The sequence below is a fragment of the Rheinheimera sp. D18 genome (assembly GCF_004345025.1).
Classification (GTDB): domain Bacteria; phylum Pseudomonadota; class Gammaproteobacteria; order Enterobacterales; family Alteromonadaceae; genus Alishewanella; species Alishewanella metallidurans.
The window spans coordinates 2,054,314-2,071,078 of the sequence record NZ_CP037745.1; the positions used below are offsets into that span (position 1 = coordinate 2,054,314).

Genomic DNA, 16,765 nt, shown 5'->3' on the forward strand with positions numbered 1-16,765 from the left:
TTTATTAGGTGATGCTATGGCACAATTATATTTTTATTATTCAGCGATGAATGCGGGTAAATCTACCTCACTATTACAAAGCGCGTACAACTATCAAGAAAAAGGCATGACCGTTGCTATTTATACCGCGGCGTTAGATAACCGCTATGGCCTAGGTAAAGTAAGCTCGCGTATTGGCCTAACGATGGACGCCTACATATTTGACCCACACTTTGATTTCGTAGCCCACATTCAGCAATTAAAAACGCAAGGTGCATTAGATTGTGTGCTACTTGATGAAGCGCAGTTCTTATCTAAAACTCAGGTGCGCCAACTTACCACCGTTGTTGATAAGCTAAACATTCCAGTATTAGCCTTTGGCTTACGTACTGATTTTTTGGGTGAAACCTTCGCCGGCAGCGCAGCGTTATTGGCCTGGGCCGATAAGCTAATTGAACTTAAAACTATTTGTCACTGTGGCCGCAAAGCCAACTTTGTGGTGCGGTTAGATGAAAAAGGCAATGCCGCCACTCAAGGCTCGCAAGTGCAAATTGGCGGCAACGAAAGCTATGTTTCAATGTGCCGCGAGCACTTTAAAGCCTTAGTGTGGCAAGATTGCTAATTTAGTTAATCATAAAACGGTGACGTTTGCTCGGTAGCATTAATCAGCGTATTCGGTCGATTAAGTGGTTGACCACCGTCACGGCTAATTGGGATCCACGGCAATTTACCTCGGCCTTTAGACGGGCGTAGTGAGAATAAATCAAAGGGTATAGACACATAAAAGCCTTTGCTAAAACTCCCCTCACCATATTGCTCAGACGACACATCGGTAATAGCAGCATAAGCGCCAACAATAATACCGCTATCAAAACGCTTAGCAAAATCGATATTAACGCCTTTATCTTTAGCTAAAAACTGACCGATGTTAAACGTCAACTGAGTATCAGGTAAAAACTCTGGCTGCCAGTACACATTAATATGCCCGGTAAAGGTTTTGTAATCAAAGAAATCAAAATTGTTTTCATACGAGCGTTGTTGCACGTAGTTAACGTCAAAACCAATAGCAAAACGTGAATCAACTGGTCGGTATAACATCTCGCCGCCAACACCGCCAAACATGGTTTCTAAATAACCGCCGTAGGCTTGAGCATAAATGTTCGGGGCTATTTTGTCTTGCCATTGCAAGTATAGGTTTTCCATACTGATGGTACTGCCAGTTACATACTCGCGCACGTAAGTTCTTACGCGGGGCAAGCTAACCGTTTCTGCGTCAACCTTGTAATTAAACTTATCGAAGTTTTCTAGCAAGGTTACTTTGGCCGTACCATTTAACATCAGGCTACGGTTTAACCTATAGCCGGCGTTAGCAAAAACACCACCTTGATACATATAAAACGCTTCTGGGTTGCCAAAGGTTTGGATCCAAAAGGTTTCAACCCCAGTAAAAAAGCCTGAGTTAGATGGGTAACTAATATGCGCTACGGTATCTGGCTGCAGTTGCTGGCGCACATAAGTTGAGGTTATATCGGGTTGCAACACATCGTAGCGTGCCGCCGCTGTAAAATCTTTAGCGTCAATTACCGTTTCTACTAGTGGTAAATTACCGGCATAATTAACCACGCGATAACGGCTAATATGTGCAGGCACCTCGTTAACCATAATACGGCCAATACGCTCAATGGCTTCTTTGTTATCGCGATATGACACTTGTTCGCCGTAAATAACAAATTCATCATCACTCATATACGAGGTTTGCAATACAAAACCGGCTTCGTACAGCAAGGCCGTAGCTAGTGCACTGCGGTCAGTGATTTCGCTACGGTTTAGCACTTGGGGTATCACGCGCGGTGCCGGTTTTATTTTAACCTGAGTGGCGTTATGCAAATTCATTGCATAGTGCACACCAAAACCAAAGGTATTGCCGCGTTGATAATTAACGTCAAAATTAAAATCACCCCAGCGGTATACCGCGCCAAAATTCCAATTTGAATCTTGTACTAAAGCCCCAGCAAAATCGTTCTGATAATTATTGCCTTCGTACTCTAGTTTTAAGCGCAGCGGTTGCCAAGGTGTTTGGTATTCAATACCACCAAACAGCGATGCTGGGCCTTTAAAAAATTTATCATAATCTATTTTGCCGCCTCGACCGCCATAGCCTTGTGGCCGCTGACAAAAGCTGTCTTTTAGCTCGCAAAACGGATTACTGGTATTTGCACTGGTGCCTAAATAACCCCAGCCCATACCCAAATGAAAATCAAAATTATGCCACTTTTTACTTACACTAATAAATTCGCTTTCAAATAAGCCGGTGCCACCAAAATCGCGAACACCCACCGACACTTGTGGTAAATACATGCCCTCTTGTAACAGGCGAAATTTTACATCAATGCCTTTATCTTTATAGGTTTGCGTGCCACTAAAGCCAGGATCATCACTATATAATCGGTTACGCACATCGGTGTAGCGTACGGTAGATTCCATCCAATCAAATAACTGAATACTTACCGACCATAATCTGTATTCTTGGTTGTCGGTATAGTTTATCGATAAGTCACCCGCCTGTGCCATGCGTGCGGTGGGCGTTTGAATTAAGCCAACGCCACCATGTGCCATTTGCGACACGCCAGCGCCTTGCTGTTGCCAACTACTTGCATTGGCAGCATGCAATGAGGCTGATAGCAAAGCTAGCGTTAATAAAGATAACGTAAAAGAAGTACGAACAACCATCATGGCAAAATCCTATACACAGCAAGTTGCTGTAGCAACGTGTTTAGCTGAGTAATATTACTATCAGCAGTAAGCCTATCTAACAATGGCGGCGCAAATAACACCAATAACTGAGCGCCAGGCATGGCTTCTATTTGTTCAAGGTTCCAATAACTTACTCCGGCTATTTGCACTTGTCCGTTGGTTTGCACCACAGCTAGCTGGCTGCTATCTGCACCGTTAAGCAGTTTAGCACTGGCAAGGTATTCTTTTACTGGCGCACCCGCTTTATGAGGCACAGCGCCAAACTGGGCAATACCCCCCGTTAAATACACCTGCTCAGGTCGTAATTTTAGCTGCAGTAAATACTCGCCATCATCTAAACGCGGGTTTAACTCTGGTTTTACGCGTGCAGCGTCGTAATCTATGGCTAAAACAACACGCTCAGCTAGCTGCCAACTTAACAGTTCAGTACCTAAACTCGCATAGGTTTCGCGTAAACCCAAATCAGAGGTTTGCTGACCAAGCGTATTTAATAATTGCAAAACTCGCTGGCGCAGCTGTTCAGGTTTGTTGCTATCGGTACGATACAGCGTAGCTGCGGGCCAATACCAAGGTTGCTGCAATGCATAAGGCTGTAACACCTCACTAATACGCGGGTTAGTGTCATAACGGCGTGTATCAGTATTTACGGTTACCGTAACGGCCGCATTGGCGTTAATTACAAATATTAACGCTAATAATAAAAGGCTTACTTTACTCATGGGTTATCGCCTTATCTGCTGGCAGTAAACGCGCAATACGGCTGATATAAATCATTTCAATGGGCTCTGCAAAAGGGGCCAGTGTTTGTATGCTTTTTATTAACGTGCCACTGGCTGTGTCGAACCAAAAGTAATTTTTCCAGTTGCGGTCTGTACGCAAAAAATTAGCATCGCTAGCGTAATATACATCTTCGGTCACTAATATCGTGTCAAAACTGTGTTGAAAAAACGGCAAAGCGTGCTGCTCTTGGCGCAAAAATGTCGACTGCAGTGCATAGCCATATTCGCCATGTTGCCAATCGGCAATGCGGTGCCAACTGCTGTTAGGTGTAATAGCTGCAACATTGCGTATGGCATCTGCGCCAGTATTACTAAGGTAAAGTAAATTATCACTAAAGCCGGTAGTTCGCACAATACGGCCCTGCTCTATTATTAACAATGCCTTATCACCCGACACCCATTTATGTTGGCCTGCTTCAATGTGTAGCAATGCCATAGCCGCTTGGCTACGTTCACCGCGCTTTACATACAACAAGTCTGATTTTGCCGCTTGCACGTCAGCTAACGTAAGGCTAATGTCAGTCGGTTTGGCAAATGCTAGCGTTAAGGTATCAATATAGGCATTGTAGGTGCCAGCGCAGGCACTTAACATAGATAGCGCGATAACCGCGACTACACCTTTAATTACTGTCATGAAAATGAGCCTGTTAAGTCAGTGTGAAACCTAATATATAGCAATAAAAAAGCCGCCAACAGGCGGCTTTTTTCTAACTAACTAATTACTTAGCAGCATAAGTAAAGGTTGCTGTTGCAGTAACTGAACCGGTATTGGTGCCAGTACCTGTAACAGTAGTGCCAGTACAAACACCATTAACCGGCGCTGCATCGCCTACATTACAAGTTGGGTCAACTGGGCCTGCGTTAACCGACGTACCACGGTTATTAGAAATAATAGCTGCTGCCACTGCAACACCTACTGCACCCGCAGCAATAGTACTAACGGCTACGCCACCAATTGTACCTTCGCCGCCAGTGTTTTCTTGAGCATTTACGTTAAGCGCTAAGGTTAAAGCTGCAGCCGCAATTAATAATGTTTTCATAGTCATTCCTTTAAAAGACGTTGTGCAAAAAATTTATCCAAGACTATACCAAAATACCACTAAACATCAAGCACTAAATAGCCATCATTTAGTTAACAGGCACCTTGTTCAACATGGCTGCCGCGCTTTGCTGAAATACAATGCCATTAGCGTAAAAATAGCACTGTGCATCACGCCTACCATAGCAAAGGCAGCAATAGCCTTGATCGGATCACCGGTGTGGCTGCCCACAAACCATAACAGGGCCAAACGTAAACTTAATGTCAGCACATTTAATGCTATAGCCCAGTGCTGAACTTGCAGTACCATAACGGCTTTAACGCTTGGCGTATTTACAAAAGCAAAATATAACCAAACCGCCATCCAGCGTGCATAGTCACCACTTTGCTGCCACTGGGCGCCAAATACCCAATCAAATAGCCAGGGGCCGGCAACAATAAACACACTAAACGGAATAAGACCGACAGCCGCCAGGCCTAAGGTTGCCTTAACTAAAATCCCCGCTAATGGCTTACCTTGTTGATATGCTTTGGTGAAATGCGGATAAAATACATCCCCCACAGCTCGCCCCAGCAGTATGGCGGGTAACATCAGAACAGTTTTTGCCAGTGTATAAAAACCTGCGGCGGTACTGCCATACAAAGCTGCCAAAATTAATACCGGTGCGCTTTGCGCTGCAGCATTTAACAAGGCCTGTGGTGTCTGAAACAGCGGAAAGGCCCTGAACTTGCGCAAAGTCCGACGCAGACCCAGCCAATAGCGACGTGAGCCGAGGTGGCGTATTAGGCTAACTGGCTGCCAACTGGGTTCAGCGCGACCACTAAACAGTTGCAAAAGGATGGCATGCAACATGTACCCAAATGCCGCTATGGTAATAAGCACTGCCGAAATACTTTGCCACAAGCCAAATAACAGCCGCGACAGATTAACAAGCAGCGCTTGTAAAACATCGGCTTTTGCCAACACCTTAAATTGCTGTTGCTTAATCAGTATTTGCTGGGCAATCTGCAAACGGGCGGCAAACAACATGGCAAGCGGTAGCAAAAACACCAGATTGCCAATATTCTCTACCGACAACAATACCAACAACGGCTGTTTGAACAGTAACAACAACACAAACAGCAAGCTGCTAAACCCCAAGGCAACCAGCCAGGCTAAGCTGGCAATATGGCGACTTTGTGTACGGTTACGCCCCTGGACCACTGCCATTGGCAGGCACAGCGCAGCCAAGGGAAACAGTATTAACAGCAAAGCATTAAAAGTACCTAGCTCACCAAACTCCGCCGGACCATAAATACGTAGCACCAGCGGCATAAAGCCAAAGTTAATCAGCTGCACCAGCATAGTACCGCTTAACAGCAGGGAAACCTGGCGCACCAGTTTATTAGCAACAATGGATTTTAACACCATCAATCCTGTAAATTAGCAAACAATCTGCGATAAGCGCACACAGACAATTCTCACGCGCGGCAAGCCGCTTAAGTATAAACTGAGTCTGCTTTATCAGCGCAGGCTCGTTAACGATTTATAAGCTCTACAACATGCTGCCACATATCAGCTGAGCGCTGCATTAACGACTCCCGGCCGTTTTTTAACAGTGGCGAATCACTTTGATTGATGGCATGACGTAACTTTTGCTCAAACTCATCCGGTGTCGTCTCTGGAGGCAATATACAATTTTCCAGCTGATACTCCTCGAACAGTCGCTCATATTTATGGCTCCAGCTGGTACTCAGGCAAGGCACCCCCTGAGACAAGGCGCTGACACAACCATGAAAGCGGGAGCATATAACAGCTTTGCTACTAGCAATAATGCCTTTAACGGCAACGGGGTCGCTCTCGTTGATTAGCATTACATCTAAATCACGTTTTAATTGCTGACAAATGGCATCATCAGCGGCCCCCTCGTGGTTAAGCAAAACCGGAGTAAACCCGAAACGTCTTATGCTCTGGATCGCATGTTGCAGCATTGGAATATAGGTTTGTTGCCAAAGCGCCTGTTTATTGCGGCTGCTTACCATATTGCTGTTAGGGATAATTAATACTGTATCAGCAGGCACCATTTGCTCGTCGGCAAGATCTGCTTTCACCAAATTAGTAAAATCAGGGTACTGCACTACATTTTGCGCATCGCCAAGTAATGTTCTCAGGTACTGATAGCTGGTATGTTCACGGGCACAAACTAATGTTGCCAGCGGTAAGGCAGCCTTTAGCTGGCTGATATCTGCCGCTCGGGTAAAAGGGCCAAACGCCTGCGGCAGTAAAATGTATTTTTTACCATGTTTATCTGCGCGCTTAATTTCGTTGCACAGTTGAGTAATCAGCGCAGAAGGCCATTGATCACTGTAAGCAAAACCTGAGACATCTAAAACTACATCTATGTCTGCCTCAGTCACTAACCCCAAACGGCTTTTTAACCAGTTACGCAAGCGTGCCGGTAAAAAAAAACTCAAACCGTTTAAATCCAGCCGCCCTTTACTCAAAGGCAACTTTTGGTAAGCGGCAAGTCGGGCTCTGGCTTTGTAAGGTGAATTAGGGCCCGGCGCCAACGCAATATCAGCTTCTGGCCAGTGCTGTTGTAATTGTTGTAATACTGCGTGTAGCATCAGCTCGGCACCTTTATTTACAAATTGCACGCCTTTTACTTCTATCATCATTTAACAAACATCCTTTACCAGCAACCTATCTGGTTTTTTTTGTGAATAAGCAATGCCCCCTTCAGGATCGGCGTAACCCACAGCCAACAACATAACTACCCGCTGATGATATTCCAAACCAAGTATTTTACTTAACTGTTGCTCGCGCAGTTCTATATCAGGCCAGTTAATTGGGCAACTGGCTAGTCCCAGGGTTTCGAGCGCCAGCATAAACTGCATAGCAGCAAGAGACGCATCAATATAAATAACGTGCCGGTCGCGTTCTGCCGGGTAAGCTGATAAATCTGCAACTATTGCTATTACACAAGGAAAATTCTCGGCAAAACCAATAGTCCCCATAGCGCAATTTGCCATCGCTATGGCTTTTTCACCATGGGCGACCATAAACTGGTATGGCTGGCGGTTACAGGCGGAAGGTGCCAACGACGCAGCCTGAGCCGCAAGTTTAATATTATTGGCATCTACAGCTTTAGGTAAAAACCAACGCACCGACCGCCTGCGCTGTAATAACGTCATCAGTTGGTTGTAAGAGCAATCTGACCTGATTAGTTCTGCATAACAATATGGCACTGCATTAGTGCGATCTGGCTTAAGTACCTGCTGAAATTGCTTTTTAGCCGCCGTAATAGTTGGATGCTCTGCTACTACGGCGAAATATTCATCCAACACGTCAGTGGCCCATTGAAATTCATCGCGGCAAAACTGTGGACTGGCGGCTACTTTTATAAAACAATCTATCGTTTCACCGAGATAGTCCAACGCAAACACTGGCCGGCGCGGACGCATAATCAGGCCCTTTTCCAGCCGGTGGATATTTCGGCGTAACAATGCCGAGCTGAATTTTATGTCGCTGAGTGTGCGCTGGTAAGCTAAACGGCCCTGCAGTACCGCCTTGTGCTCGCGATAAAACTGCCGACTAAAAAAAGTGTAGTAAATAGAAGCTAAAAAGCCGTTAAAGGCGAACAGCCGTAAAAAAACCAGTTCAAGCTGATTGAGCTGGGATTTAATACCAATTCGCCATGAATGCGGGATCAGACGCTTTAACTTATTTAGCAAAGTCAGCCCCTTATTTGACAGAATAAATGCTTGTCTTGCTGAAATCTGTTGAGTACTTGCAGGACTGCGCTGCAGCTCGACGCGGATGGCGAAAACTCAACAAAAAAAAACCCTTAACTACAATATAAGGGTTATAAGGTTTCTTAGAAATTGAGATCTGGCCTAACGAAGAATATTACTACAGCAGATAAGCAAAAGCATCCAAAATATACTGATAAATTGTCAGTTTTTGTCAATTTCCTTTTGCAGGTATTTTTTTATCAATATACCAAACGGCGTTGCTGGCGCTTTACGCAACTTTAGCCGGCAAGCCAGCCAGTGGCTAAAAGGCACAAGGGCATACAAAGCATTGTCGTCGGTAAAGTAATTAAATAACATAGTAATACGCCGCCATAGCGGGTTATTAATAGTTGCCGCATTGCCGGTTACAGCTTTGCCAGGCGCCAGGGCTTGCATTTTCTGGTCAATAAATTGCTTCCATAATTTTTTGCCTAAGCGTTGCTCTAATGGCACTTGCTGCCAAAATGCCAGCAAGGCGTCATCCCACAAGGGCATCCACCAGTCCAACTGTAAATAGTCATAATAACGGTTTGAATTAACAATAAACTTAGCTTGGCGCTCTTGCCAATTCCAGGTTTCAGCAAGTGAAAACATTGGACAATTTAATGGTGAGCTACCGGCTAACAGTTCGGTTAATGATTGTTGCAAATGCTGATATAATTGCTCAGATAACGGATTCCCGCTATAAACAAAATGACGCTTAATTACGGCTTGCGTTAACTCGTCAAGACTATTAACATTTGCGTAATTTTCAACAATATGCCCGCCACTGATAAAGTCACCGGTATGCCCTGGCACCAGCACAGCATCGGGTTTAATAATGCCCCGTTTTAATAACTCACTCAGTGCAGGAAACACCTGAATATTGGGCACTGACACGCTATGATGGCAAAAATCCATATAACGGTTAAAGTCAGGTTGTTTTAATAATGTTCGCCACATACTTTTTGTATACGGTACATAGTGCCAGCTTAAACCTAACGTAGCAGCCACTGCTTTACTCATATTAGCCTCAGGACTACCTGCACGGCCAAACGTAAAACACAGTGTGTTTTTATAACCCATCTGGCTTAAATATAATGCGATAATGCGCGAGTCATAACCACCACTTAATGGAATAACTACTTGCCGGCCGCCGGCATAGTATACTAAGCGCTCAATTGCCAGCGTTAGCGCTTTGTCTAATTCGCTATGCAATGCATTAGCGGTTTTCTTAATCACGTTATCTGCAATGGCTAAGTTTTTAGGTACAAAATAATAATAGCGCAGGCTACTATAACCGCCGGTAAGCCAATTAAGGCTTACCACTTCAGCGGCTTGTACTTGAAATACGTTTTGCTTTAAAGTTAGCTTACCTGGCGTCCAACCCAAATGCGCAAAAGCTTCTGCAGCCAGCTTATCTGTTGGATAACAATTTTCTTTAGTACCTGTGTTATAAAATAATTGCTCGGGCTGATCAGATACCTGCCAACCACTTGTTGTATGACAATAAAATAATGGCCTGCTGCGCACCTTGTCGGTTATTAGGTAAACCTGCTGCTGGTACTGCACTACAATACTAAAAAAACCCTGCAGCTGTTTAAGCTGCTGTTTAAGCGTATTAGTTATAATAGCGTCGAGCACCATATCATGTAATTGTTGTGCCGTTATTAATTGATTATGCAAATAAGCTTGGCCACTCAGCCAAATGTGCTTAGCTTTCTCAAGTTTACCAAAACGCCCTGTTATTGCTATCCGCATAGTGCTCTACCTTATTTAACCTGCCTGAAGCTACATTTAATAATGTATCTAAAACAACGTGCTATTTTACGCAGTTAACACAGGCTTAAAGCAAAAAAAAACGCCCCTTAGGGCGTTTTTATCAACGTTTTCAGTATCAATTACAGACGAACTAAACCAACGTTAGAGTCTGTAGCAATTTCTTTGCGGCCATTAGAATTGTTAATTACTAAGTTACGGTCTTGATTTACGTTGTAACCAGAGTAAATTTCAATTTCAGACGTATCGCCAGAAACAATGAAATCAAATGCGAAGGTTTGTGAACTTGCACCATCCCACACACCGCGTGCAATAAGCGCATCACGTACGTGCTCAGTTAAGCGAGTAACACCTGGCTGAATATCAACATTCATGTTAAGAACATGCGCGTCTTTAAACTTATCGGCTGCTGCACGGTTATGGTTTTGCGTGTAAACATCAACAGCGATTTGACGTGCCGCTGGGCCAGTATTAGTAACAAACAATAACTGGCTAATACCGTTACCGTATGGCATGTAAGGTACAAACACGGTAGTACCGTCATTTGTCCAAGTACCAATATTACGGTTTAAGGTTTTGCTAGCACTGCCAGCTGTACCGCTGTATGACATAACTGCTGATAAGTTAAAGTCTTGACGCGCTAAAACACCTGTAGGCGTCCAAGCGCCTGGCACTGCTAAACCAAAGTCAAAATCAGTACCAACACCACAGTTGAACTTCAGCGCTGCAGGTTGAGCGGCACCAACAGGGAATGTAGGTGCTACAATGTTACCATCTGCGACAACGTTTCCACCGGTTGTACCGTTTAGATTAAAACAGTTAGCACCCCATTGGCCACTAGCAGGAACATATGCACCAGCTACTGAAACAGAAGTTGCACCGGCTACTGTACCACCGTTAACAGGAGCAACAACACCAGCATTATTAGCTGTTAAGAAGTGGCCGTAGTTGCCCGCAACAGTAAATGCGGTTTTGATATCGGCATTTTTCAATGCAAAGTTCCAACCAGTTGCGTTAGGAACAGTAGAGAATTCAAACTTGAAACGGTTACCTACTGAACCTACCAACACGTTAGCGGCTGTGGTCGCAGTAGTAACATCAGGAGCAGCAAAGGTTGCGCCGTAAGCTACTTCGTTAGTACGACCTTGACCGCTACCTGCAACGAAAGCTTGACGTGGCGCATTACCCGTTTTTGCAACGTTGTGATCAAATGTGTTAATACGCGCAGTTAGGTTACCGCTGTAGTTACCATCTAACTGATTACCAGTACGAATAAAGGCAACGTTAGTACGACGAGTACCAACAGTATCAAAAACTCCACCGTTATTCTTGTATTCAGCGCGATATGAAATATCTACACCCTGAGCCGCTTTAACAGCTAAAGAGTTAAATTTGAAGGCAGATGTTGTCCAGTTACTAATAGCATTGCCTGCTGCTGGCATATCTGGTGTAACACCAAAAAACAGCTGTGCATTCTGAGTATTTGCACCTTCAGATACGTTAGTTACACGATATTCAACAACAGTGTTGCCATCTACTACTGTAGAGCCGATACGACCGATAGTAATAACACCGCGAACTGGGTCAGCTACTGATGGAGCAGTTGGAATAATATAGCCTGTGCGTGACAATGGCAAAGAAGCCACGTCAATAGATGTTCCTGAAAACGTAACAAAAATACGGTCATCTACTGAGTACTGATCTTCTACAACAATACGAAAATGTGTGCCTGTTGGTATAAGAGCAGCTTCAGTTGGTGAAGATACAGATAAATTAGTATTAACTTCTAACCACTCGTTAGCTGCTGTTAACACTTCATAACCAGTAGGCGCACCATTCTGATCTAAAAAACCACCTAATACATCAATACGTGCTGCATTTGCAGTTGAGCATACACCGGCCAGTGCTGCTGCAACTAAAGTAACTTTAAACATGTTTTTCATGCTTTCTCTCCGATTTCTAGAAATAGAGTTTTAGGCATCTTGCCCTGGCTCTTGTTTTTTTAACATTAAATTCGACTGCTATTGCAGCACCAATGAATTCTACCTGCGCGTGGTAGCATGTCAATAATTAGTTTTATAAAGCTCATTATTTTTAATGATTTTTATCAAAAAATTATAGACATGTTAGGCACATGCATTCGAATCTAAGTACGCTATTTATTCAGAAATATTTAAATTTGTCAAGCCTTCTGCAATTCGTGCACGCAGTTCAGGCCATTGGTCAACAGAATCAATTACTGTTGGTGTAATAAAGATAATAAGCTCAGTTTTTTCTGATTTTCGTCCAGTACCTTTAAATAAATTACCGATTAAAGGAAGCGCAGATAACAGCGGAACATGGGTATTGGAGCTACTACCATTATCGGAAATTAACCCACCTAACAATATGGTTTGTCCACTTTGTGCCAATACTTCAGTTTTTATTGAGCGTTCAAAAATAGAAGGTGAACCTTGCAAACTTGGTCCTGTTTCCGTGGTATTAGAAATACTTTGATCTATTTGCAGCACCACTAAACCTTGCGAATTAACCGTTGGCGTTACGGCTAAATTAATACCTGTTTTACGATAATTAATTACTGTAGTTTGCCGATTACTTTGTTGCGGATCGCTAATGGTCGCACCTATTGTGGGTATATCATTACCAACACTGATATTTGCCGCTACCCCGTCGCGCACGACTAATGTTGGGTTAGACAAGACATTAATTAACGTAGTACTGGCAGAAAGACCCGCCAATACCTGTTTTAAACCCGACTGCCAATTTAAACTTAACCCGCCAACATTGGCTGCACCTAACGCGCCTAGCGTACCACCACTAAACTTCCCTTCACGAAAAGCAAACTCAAAACCTTGAGCGAATTCGTCGGTTAAGGTTACTTCTGCAATGGTAGCATCTAGCAAAATTTGTTTGGGCATTACGTCTAAGCTGCGAATAATTGGCAACAAAGACTGGTAAAGCTGGCCGGAGGTAAAGAAAATTATGCTATTTGATCTATCATCAACGGTCATTTTAACATCTTCACCGTTAACACTTATTGCGCCGCCTGCCGATTTTGCTTTATTATTTTGCTGGCTGCTTGATGGTTGCGACCCAGCAGCAAGCCTAGGCATTGCCGATTGGGTATCACGGCTACGGTCAACATTAGTATTACCGCTACCAAAATCACCTAAAAGCGGGCCTACTGATTCACCTAAATCTGAGGCTCGGGCATAACGCGGGTGGTAAATAAAATAACGCGCAGCACTACTTTGGCTTGGCTTATCTATCATCGCGGCCCAATATTCCATGCGCTGCATAATGGCGGCATCACCTGAAAATGCGGCTACTGCACTTATTTGACTAACAGGCACAAACAATAACGCACTGCTGTCAGAACTGTTTAAGTTTTTGCCAGCCATAATACCTTCGGCTTTTAGCAAATCGCTTACGGCCGTAACAAATTCGTCTGGGCTAATATAGCTAAGATGATACATGCTAACGTACTTTCCTCTGTTAGCTGGGGTATCTAATAAATTAACTAAATCGATAATACGCAATATTTCACTGCGGTTACCCTCAACAAATAAGGCATTTTGCTCTGTGTCAGATGATATTTTGGCATCTGACAAGCTACGTATAGTGCGTTCTATGCTGTTAGTAACACCAAAACGTAAAGGAATAATTTGTAATATTGGCTGTGCACTTTCTGGTACATCAATTGCACGTCGGCCTTGGCCAATAATAGCTTGGTTACGTATGCCGGTTTGCTTGGTGTTTATATAAAAGATATCTTCACTGCGACTAAGTGTTAAGTCATTTTGCTGTAACAGCTCTGATACCAGCATAACTAATCGGCGAGAGCTCACCGGTTCAGAAATATTTAACGTAATTTTAGCGCTACTGGCACGAGCACTATCAGAAATAATATAATTTACACCAAGTTGTTCAGCAAAAACTAGCTGTACAAATTGACCGATGTTCATTTGGTTGGCCGCTAATTGTAACTGGTCTTTGGTTGATAACCCCAACAACATTCCACTTTGATCTGAAATTTTGTTACTGTCGTTACGTAAGGTTTTGATAGGCTGCATGCCTAAAGGCATCACTTTATCGTCGTCAATAACAATATCAGTATCAATCGCCTGCTCTTGTTTATGAGCAACGGCAAACCGGTTAAGTGGTACATCCAATTTGGTTTGCCTAGTATGGGAGCAACCTGCTAACACGCTAGTTACTGCAATTATCAGCAAGGTTTTACGAAATAACATTAGCTCACTCCACTCATTGTTGTTTTTTCATTAGTTCAAGCAGAGCTTTTAAGTCTTCTGCATCTTGCTCATTGGCACTGTCTAATACAGACAGTAATTTGTCTGCCGGCGTGTCACCTGGTTTACCCGGGCCTGCAGCCTCTGGTTTCGCGTTGTCGGCCGCAGTAAACAGCGGCAAAAGCCGGCTGTCGTCACTATCAACGCTAAGGGCTACACGTTCCGTTTGTATCTCGGTAATTAAAAACTGCCCTAGACTGGCGCCTGGTTGCAGCAAATGTGCTACTACTTTACCAGCGCTGTCGCCCGCTAATAATTGCTGTTCGATTAATGCCAGCCTGGTATTTTCACCAGCATGTTGCCGGATAAATACCGCACGTAAACGTAAACGGCTATCGCCAAATACTTCACTGCCCGGCAGCGCAACAATTGGCTTGGTTGTATCGGCCAGTGCGGCTGAGTCTGCTGTTTTTTTATCTGCAGGATGAATAAAAGCCTGCAGACGCCCTGCTGGTACTGGCGTAGCTAAACTGCTCTGCCATTGCTGCAGATCTGTTGCGATTAAAGCCTGATTGCTTTGCCGCATCGGGGCATAAAGACGACTGCTGAAATCAATATAAAAAATCAGTGTAAGTAACAGCAGTAAGGCTATTACATAAGGTTGGCGAAAAGAGCTTAAGCTCATTTTGGTTCCTCCGCATTATGCTTAACAGCGGCTATTTGTAGCATAACTACCATGCGGCCGTGGCCCGTTGCAGAGCGTTGATCAGGGTACAGGGTGTTTTCAAGTAACTGCACGCCGACTAATTGCTCATGCGCGGCCTGCAAAGCATTTAGCATGCCCGGCAGTGCGCCTTCCAGCGTTAGCCTGGCGCGATAACTGCGCAAATACCCCCCAGCCTCATCCTGCACCGTAAGCCACTCAAATACCGTTAAATTGGCTGCATATTTACGGATATGTTGTTCTAGTTGCTGTTGTGCCTGCAGACGAAATTCTGCGTCATTACGATAAACTAAGAAACGCTGTTCAGTACTCTGGCGCAGCGCTACCAGCTGTTGCAAACTATCGCTTGCTGCCGGTGGTAAGTTCACTACGCGCTTGGCTTTAATGAGCTGTTGCGACGTTAACGCCAGCATATCATGGCTTTGTTGCTGTTGCTGATACCATGGCTGCAATATAAATTTAGCGTAAAGTAAAAAAGCCACTACAAGTAGCAAGGTGGTGCGCTGCGCTGCGCTGGTCTGAGCTACTGTCATTTTGTATCTCCGGGCTGTGGCAGCGCTGCCGGCACTGCACCAGCAGAAGGATAAGGCACAGCGGTGTCTATCGTTAAACGCAAACTAAAGAACTCGCCGTTGCGCCCACGTCGCATGGGGGCGGTGAATTCAATATTGCTCACAGCAGAGTGTGCCGACAGCAGGCTGACCAACTCGGTTGTACTCTCTGTTTCACCGGTCACTGACATAACATCGAGCTCTGACTTAACATTGGCAAGGACAACCCCCTGATTAATAAGTAAGGCCAACAGGTCCCAGTGCTGCAGGGTCAGATTCCAGTTTCCTTTTGCCTCTACCAGGGCGGCGAGTTTGCGCTGTTCTTCGTCCATTGCACTTTGAATAGCCAATTTATCAGCAACATCTGAGCTTAACCGCTCCAGTTGCGATTGACGGCTGCTGTTTAATGCATACAGATAACCTGAGCCTATAACGCCATACAGCGTAACTGCTACTGCGGCGGTAACTAATAACTGCCGGATATTAAACGCCGGTTTGCTATTGCTGCGGCTTTGCCAGTTAACTAATACATTAACGGGTAAGGCAAACAAACTATCGAGTTGTCGCTGTAAAAATGCGTCCCGCTGCCAGCTTTGTAGCTCAGTTGCCGGGCTTATACCAAGGGCAGAACGAATGGCCGATTCGCTTTGCAACAGCCCTTGAGGAAAAAACGATCGCACCAAACCGTCGCGGTCAATATGTATTACCAGCTCGGTGTCGGCGCTAGTGACTTTATGACAAGACCCTGCAGTCTGGCTGGCTGCAAATAACCAGGTTTCTGGTATCAAAATAATACTGTCGGTGGCGACTTCTAATACGGCCGGCAACCAACTGATAATTTGTACCCTTTGTTGGTTGTTGTCAAAACTGCCAATTTTATACAGCACATTTTTACCAAATTCAGACAGAATAATCTTCTTTAAATCACTTTTGTCTGATACCGGGTAGGTTTTGATCAACTCTTTATAGCTGTTTCTTGCAACTACAACTATTGGCCTGGCTTTCTTACCGGCAAACCAGTTGCGCCCGGCCTGGCCGTTAATCGTTGCCAGGGGCGTGCATTGATTACCGTCATAATAAAACGCACTGCGTATCAGAATTGACCGGCTTAGCTTTTCACTTATTTTATTGAACTGGCTTAACATGCTGCTACCAGGTTA

At 44.4% G+C, this 16,765-nt stretch carries 14 protein-coding genes; 1 reads left to right on the forward strand and 13 read right to left on the reverse strand.

Features of this window, described 5'->3' with window-relative positions:
- The first annotated feature begins 16 nt into the window (after positions 1–16).
- Positions 17–601 (forward strand): thymidine kinase, encoded by a 585-nt coding sequence (locus tag E0Z06_RS09715; RefSeq protein ID WP_132584165.1) that lies wholly within the window; start codon positions 17–19, stop codon positions 599–601.
- A gap of 5 nt (positions 602–606) precedes the next feature.
- Here the strand turns inward: E0Z06_RS09715 and E0Z06_RS09720 are convergent, their stop codons facing one another.
- The 13 genes from E0Z06_RS09720 to E0Z06_RS09780 form a co-directional block, all read right to left on the reverse strand.
- Positions 607–2,712 (reverse strand): YjbH domain-containing protein, encoded by a 2,106-nt coding sequence (locus E0Z06_RS09720; protein WP_132584167.1) that lies wholly within the window; start codon positions 2,710–2,712, stop codon positions 607–609.
- Positions 2,709–3,452: a capsule biosynthesis GfcC family protein gene (locus E0Z06_RS09725; protein ID WP_132584169.1), complete on the reverse strand. Its 744-nt coding sequence runs from the start codon at positions 3,450–3,452 to the stop codon at positions 2,709–2,711. The genes E0Z06_RS09720 and E0Z06_RS09725 overlap by 4 nt, the downstream gene beginning before the upstream one ends.
- Complete coding sequence (locus E0Z06_RS09730; RefSeq protein ID WP_243695487.1) at positions 3,445–4,146, reverse strand: YjbF family lipoprotein; 702 nt, start codon at positions 4,144–4,146, stop codon at positions 3,445–3,447. Before E0Z06_RS09730 ends, E0Z06_RS09725 begins: the two co-directional genes overlap by 8 nt.
- 85 nt (positions 4,147–4,231) lie before the next feature.
- Positions 4,232–4,552, reverse strand: coding sequence for a hypothetical protein (locus E0Z06_RS09735; RefSeq protein WP_132584173.1), 321 nt, complete (start codon positions 4,550–4,552; stop codon positions 4,232–4,234).
- A gap of 108 nt (positions 4,553–4,660) precedes the next feature.
- Positions 4,661–5,962, reverse strand: a complete 1,302-nt coding sequence (locus tag E0Z06_RS09740) for an oligosaccharide flippase family protein (RefSeq protein ID WP_132584175.1) — start codon at positions 5,960–5,962, stop codon at positions 4,661–4,663.
- A 107-nt stretch (positions 5,963–6,069) separates the two neighbouring features.
- Complete coding sequence (locus E0Z06_RS09745; protein ID WP_132584177.1) at positions 6,070–7,209, reverse strand: polysaccharide pyruvyl transferase family protein; 1,140 nt, start codon at positions 7,207–7,209, stop codon at positions 6,070–6,072.
- Positions 7,210–8,265, reverse strand: coding sequence for a nitroreductase family protein (locus E0Z06_RS09750; RefSeq protein WP_132584179.1), 1,056 nt, complete (start codon positions 8,263–8,265; stop codon positions 7,210–7,212). It lies immediately after the preceding gene.
- 222 nt (positions 8,266–8,487) lie between these two features.
- Complete coding sequence (locus E0Z06_RS09755; RefSeq protein WP_132584181.1) at positions 8,488–10,065, reverse strand: asparagine synthetase B family protein; 1,578 nt, start codon at positions 10,063–10,065, stop codon at positions 8,488–8,490.
- 140 nt (positions 10,066–10,205) lie between these two features.
- The gene (locus tag E0Z06_RS09760) at positions 10,206–12,026 is read right to left on the reverse strand and encodes a hypothetical protein (protein WP_132584183.1); all 1,821 of its coding nucleotides are present in this window, start codon (positions 12,024–12,026) and stop codon (positions 10,206–10,208) included.
- A gap of 216 nt (positions 12,027–12,242) precedes the next feature.
- Positions 12,243–14,333 (reverse strand): secretin N-terminal domain-containing protein, encoded by a 2,091-nt coding sequence (locus tag E0Z06_RS09765; RefSeq protein ID WP_132584185.1) that lies wholly within the window; start codon positions 14,331–14,333, stop codon positions 12,243–12,245.
- Positions 14,334–14,346: 13 nt separating this feature from the next.
- Complete coding sequence (locus E0Z06_RS09770) at positions 14,347–15,015, reverse strand: hypothetical protein (RefSeq protein WP_132584187.1); 669 nt, start codon at positions 15,013–15,015, stop codon at positions 14,347–14,349.
- On the reverse strand, positions 15,012–15,587 hold the full coding sequence (locus tag E0Z06_RS09775) for a hypothetical protein (RefSeq protein WP_132584189.1): 576 nt from the start codon (positions 15,585–15,587) through the stop codon (positions 15,012–15,014). Before E0Z06_RS09775 ends, E0Z06_RS09770 begins: the two co-directional genes overlap by 4 nt.
- On the reverse strand, positions 15,584–16,750 hold the full coding sequence (locus E0Z06_RS09780; RefSeq protein ID WP_132584191.1) for a hypothetical protein: 1,167 nt from the start codon (positions 16,748–16,750) through the stop codon (positions 15,584–15,586). Before E0Z06_RS09780 ends, E0Z06_RS09775 begins: the two co-directional genes overlap by 4 nt.
- Between the last annotated feature and the right edge of the window lie 15 nt (positions 16,751–16,765).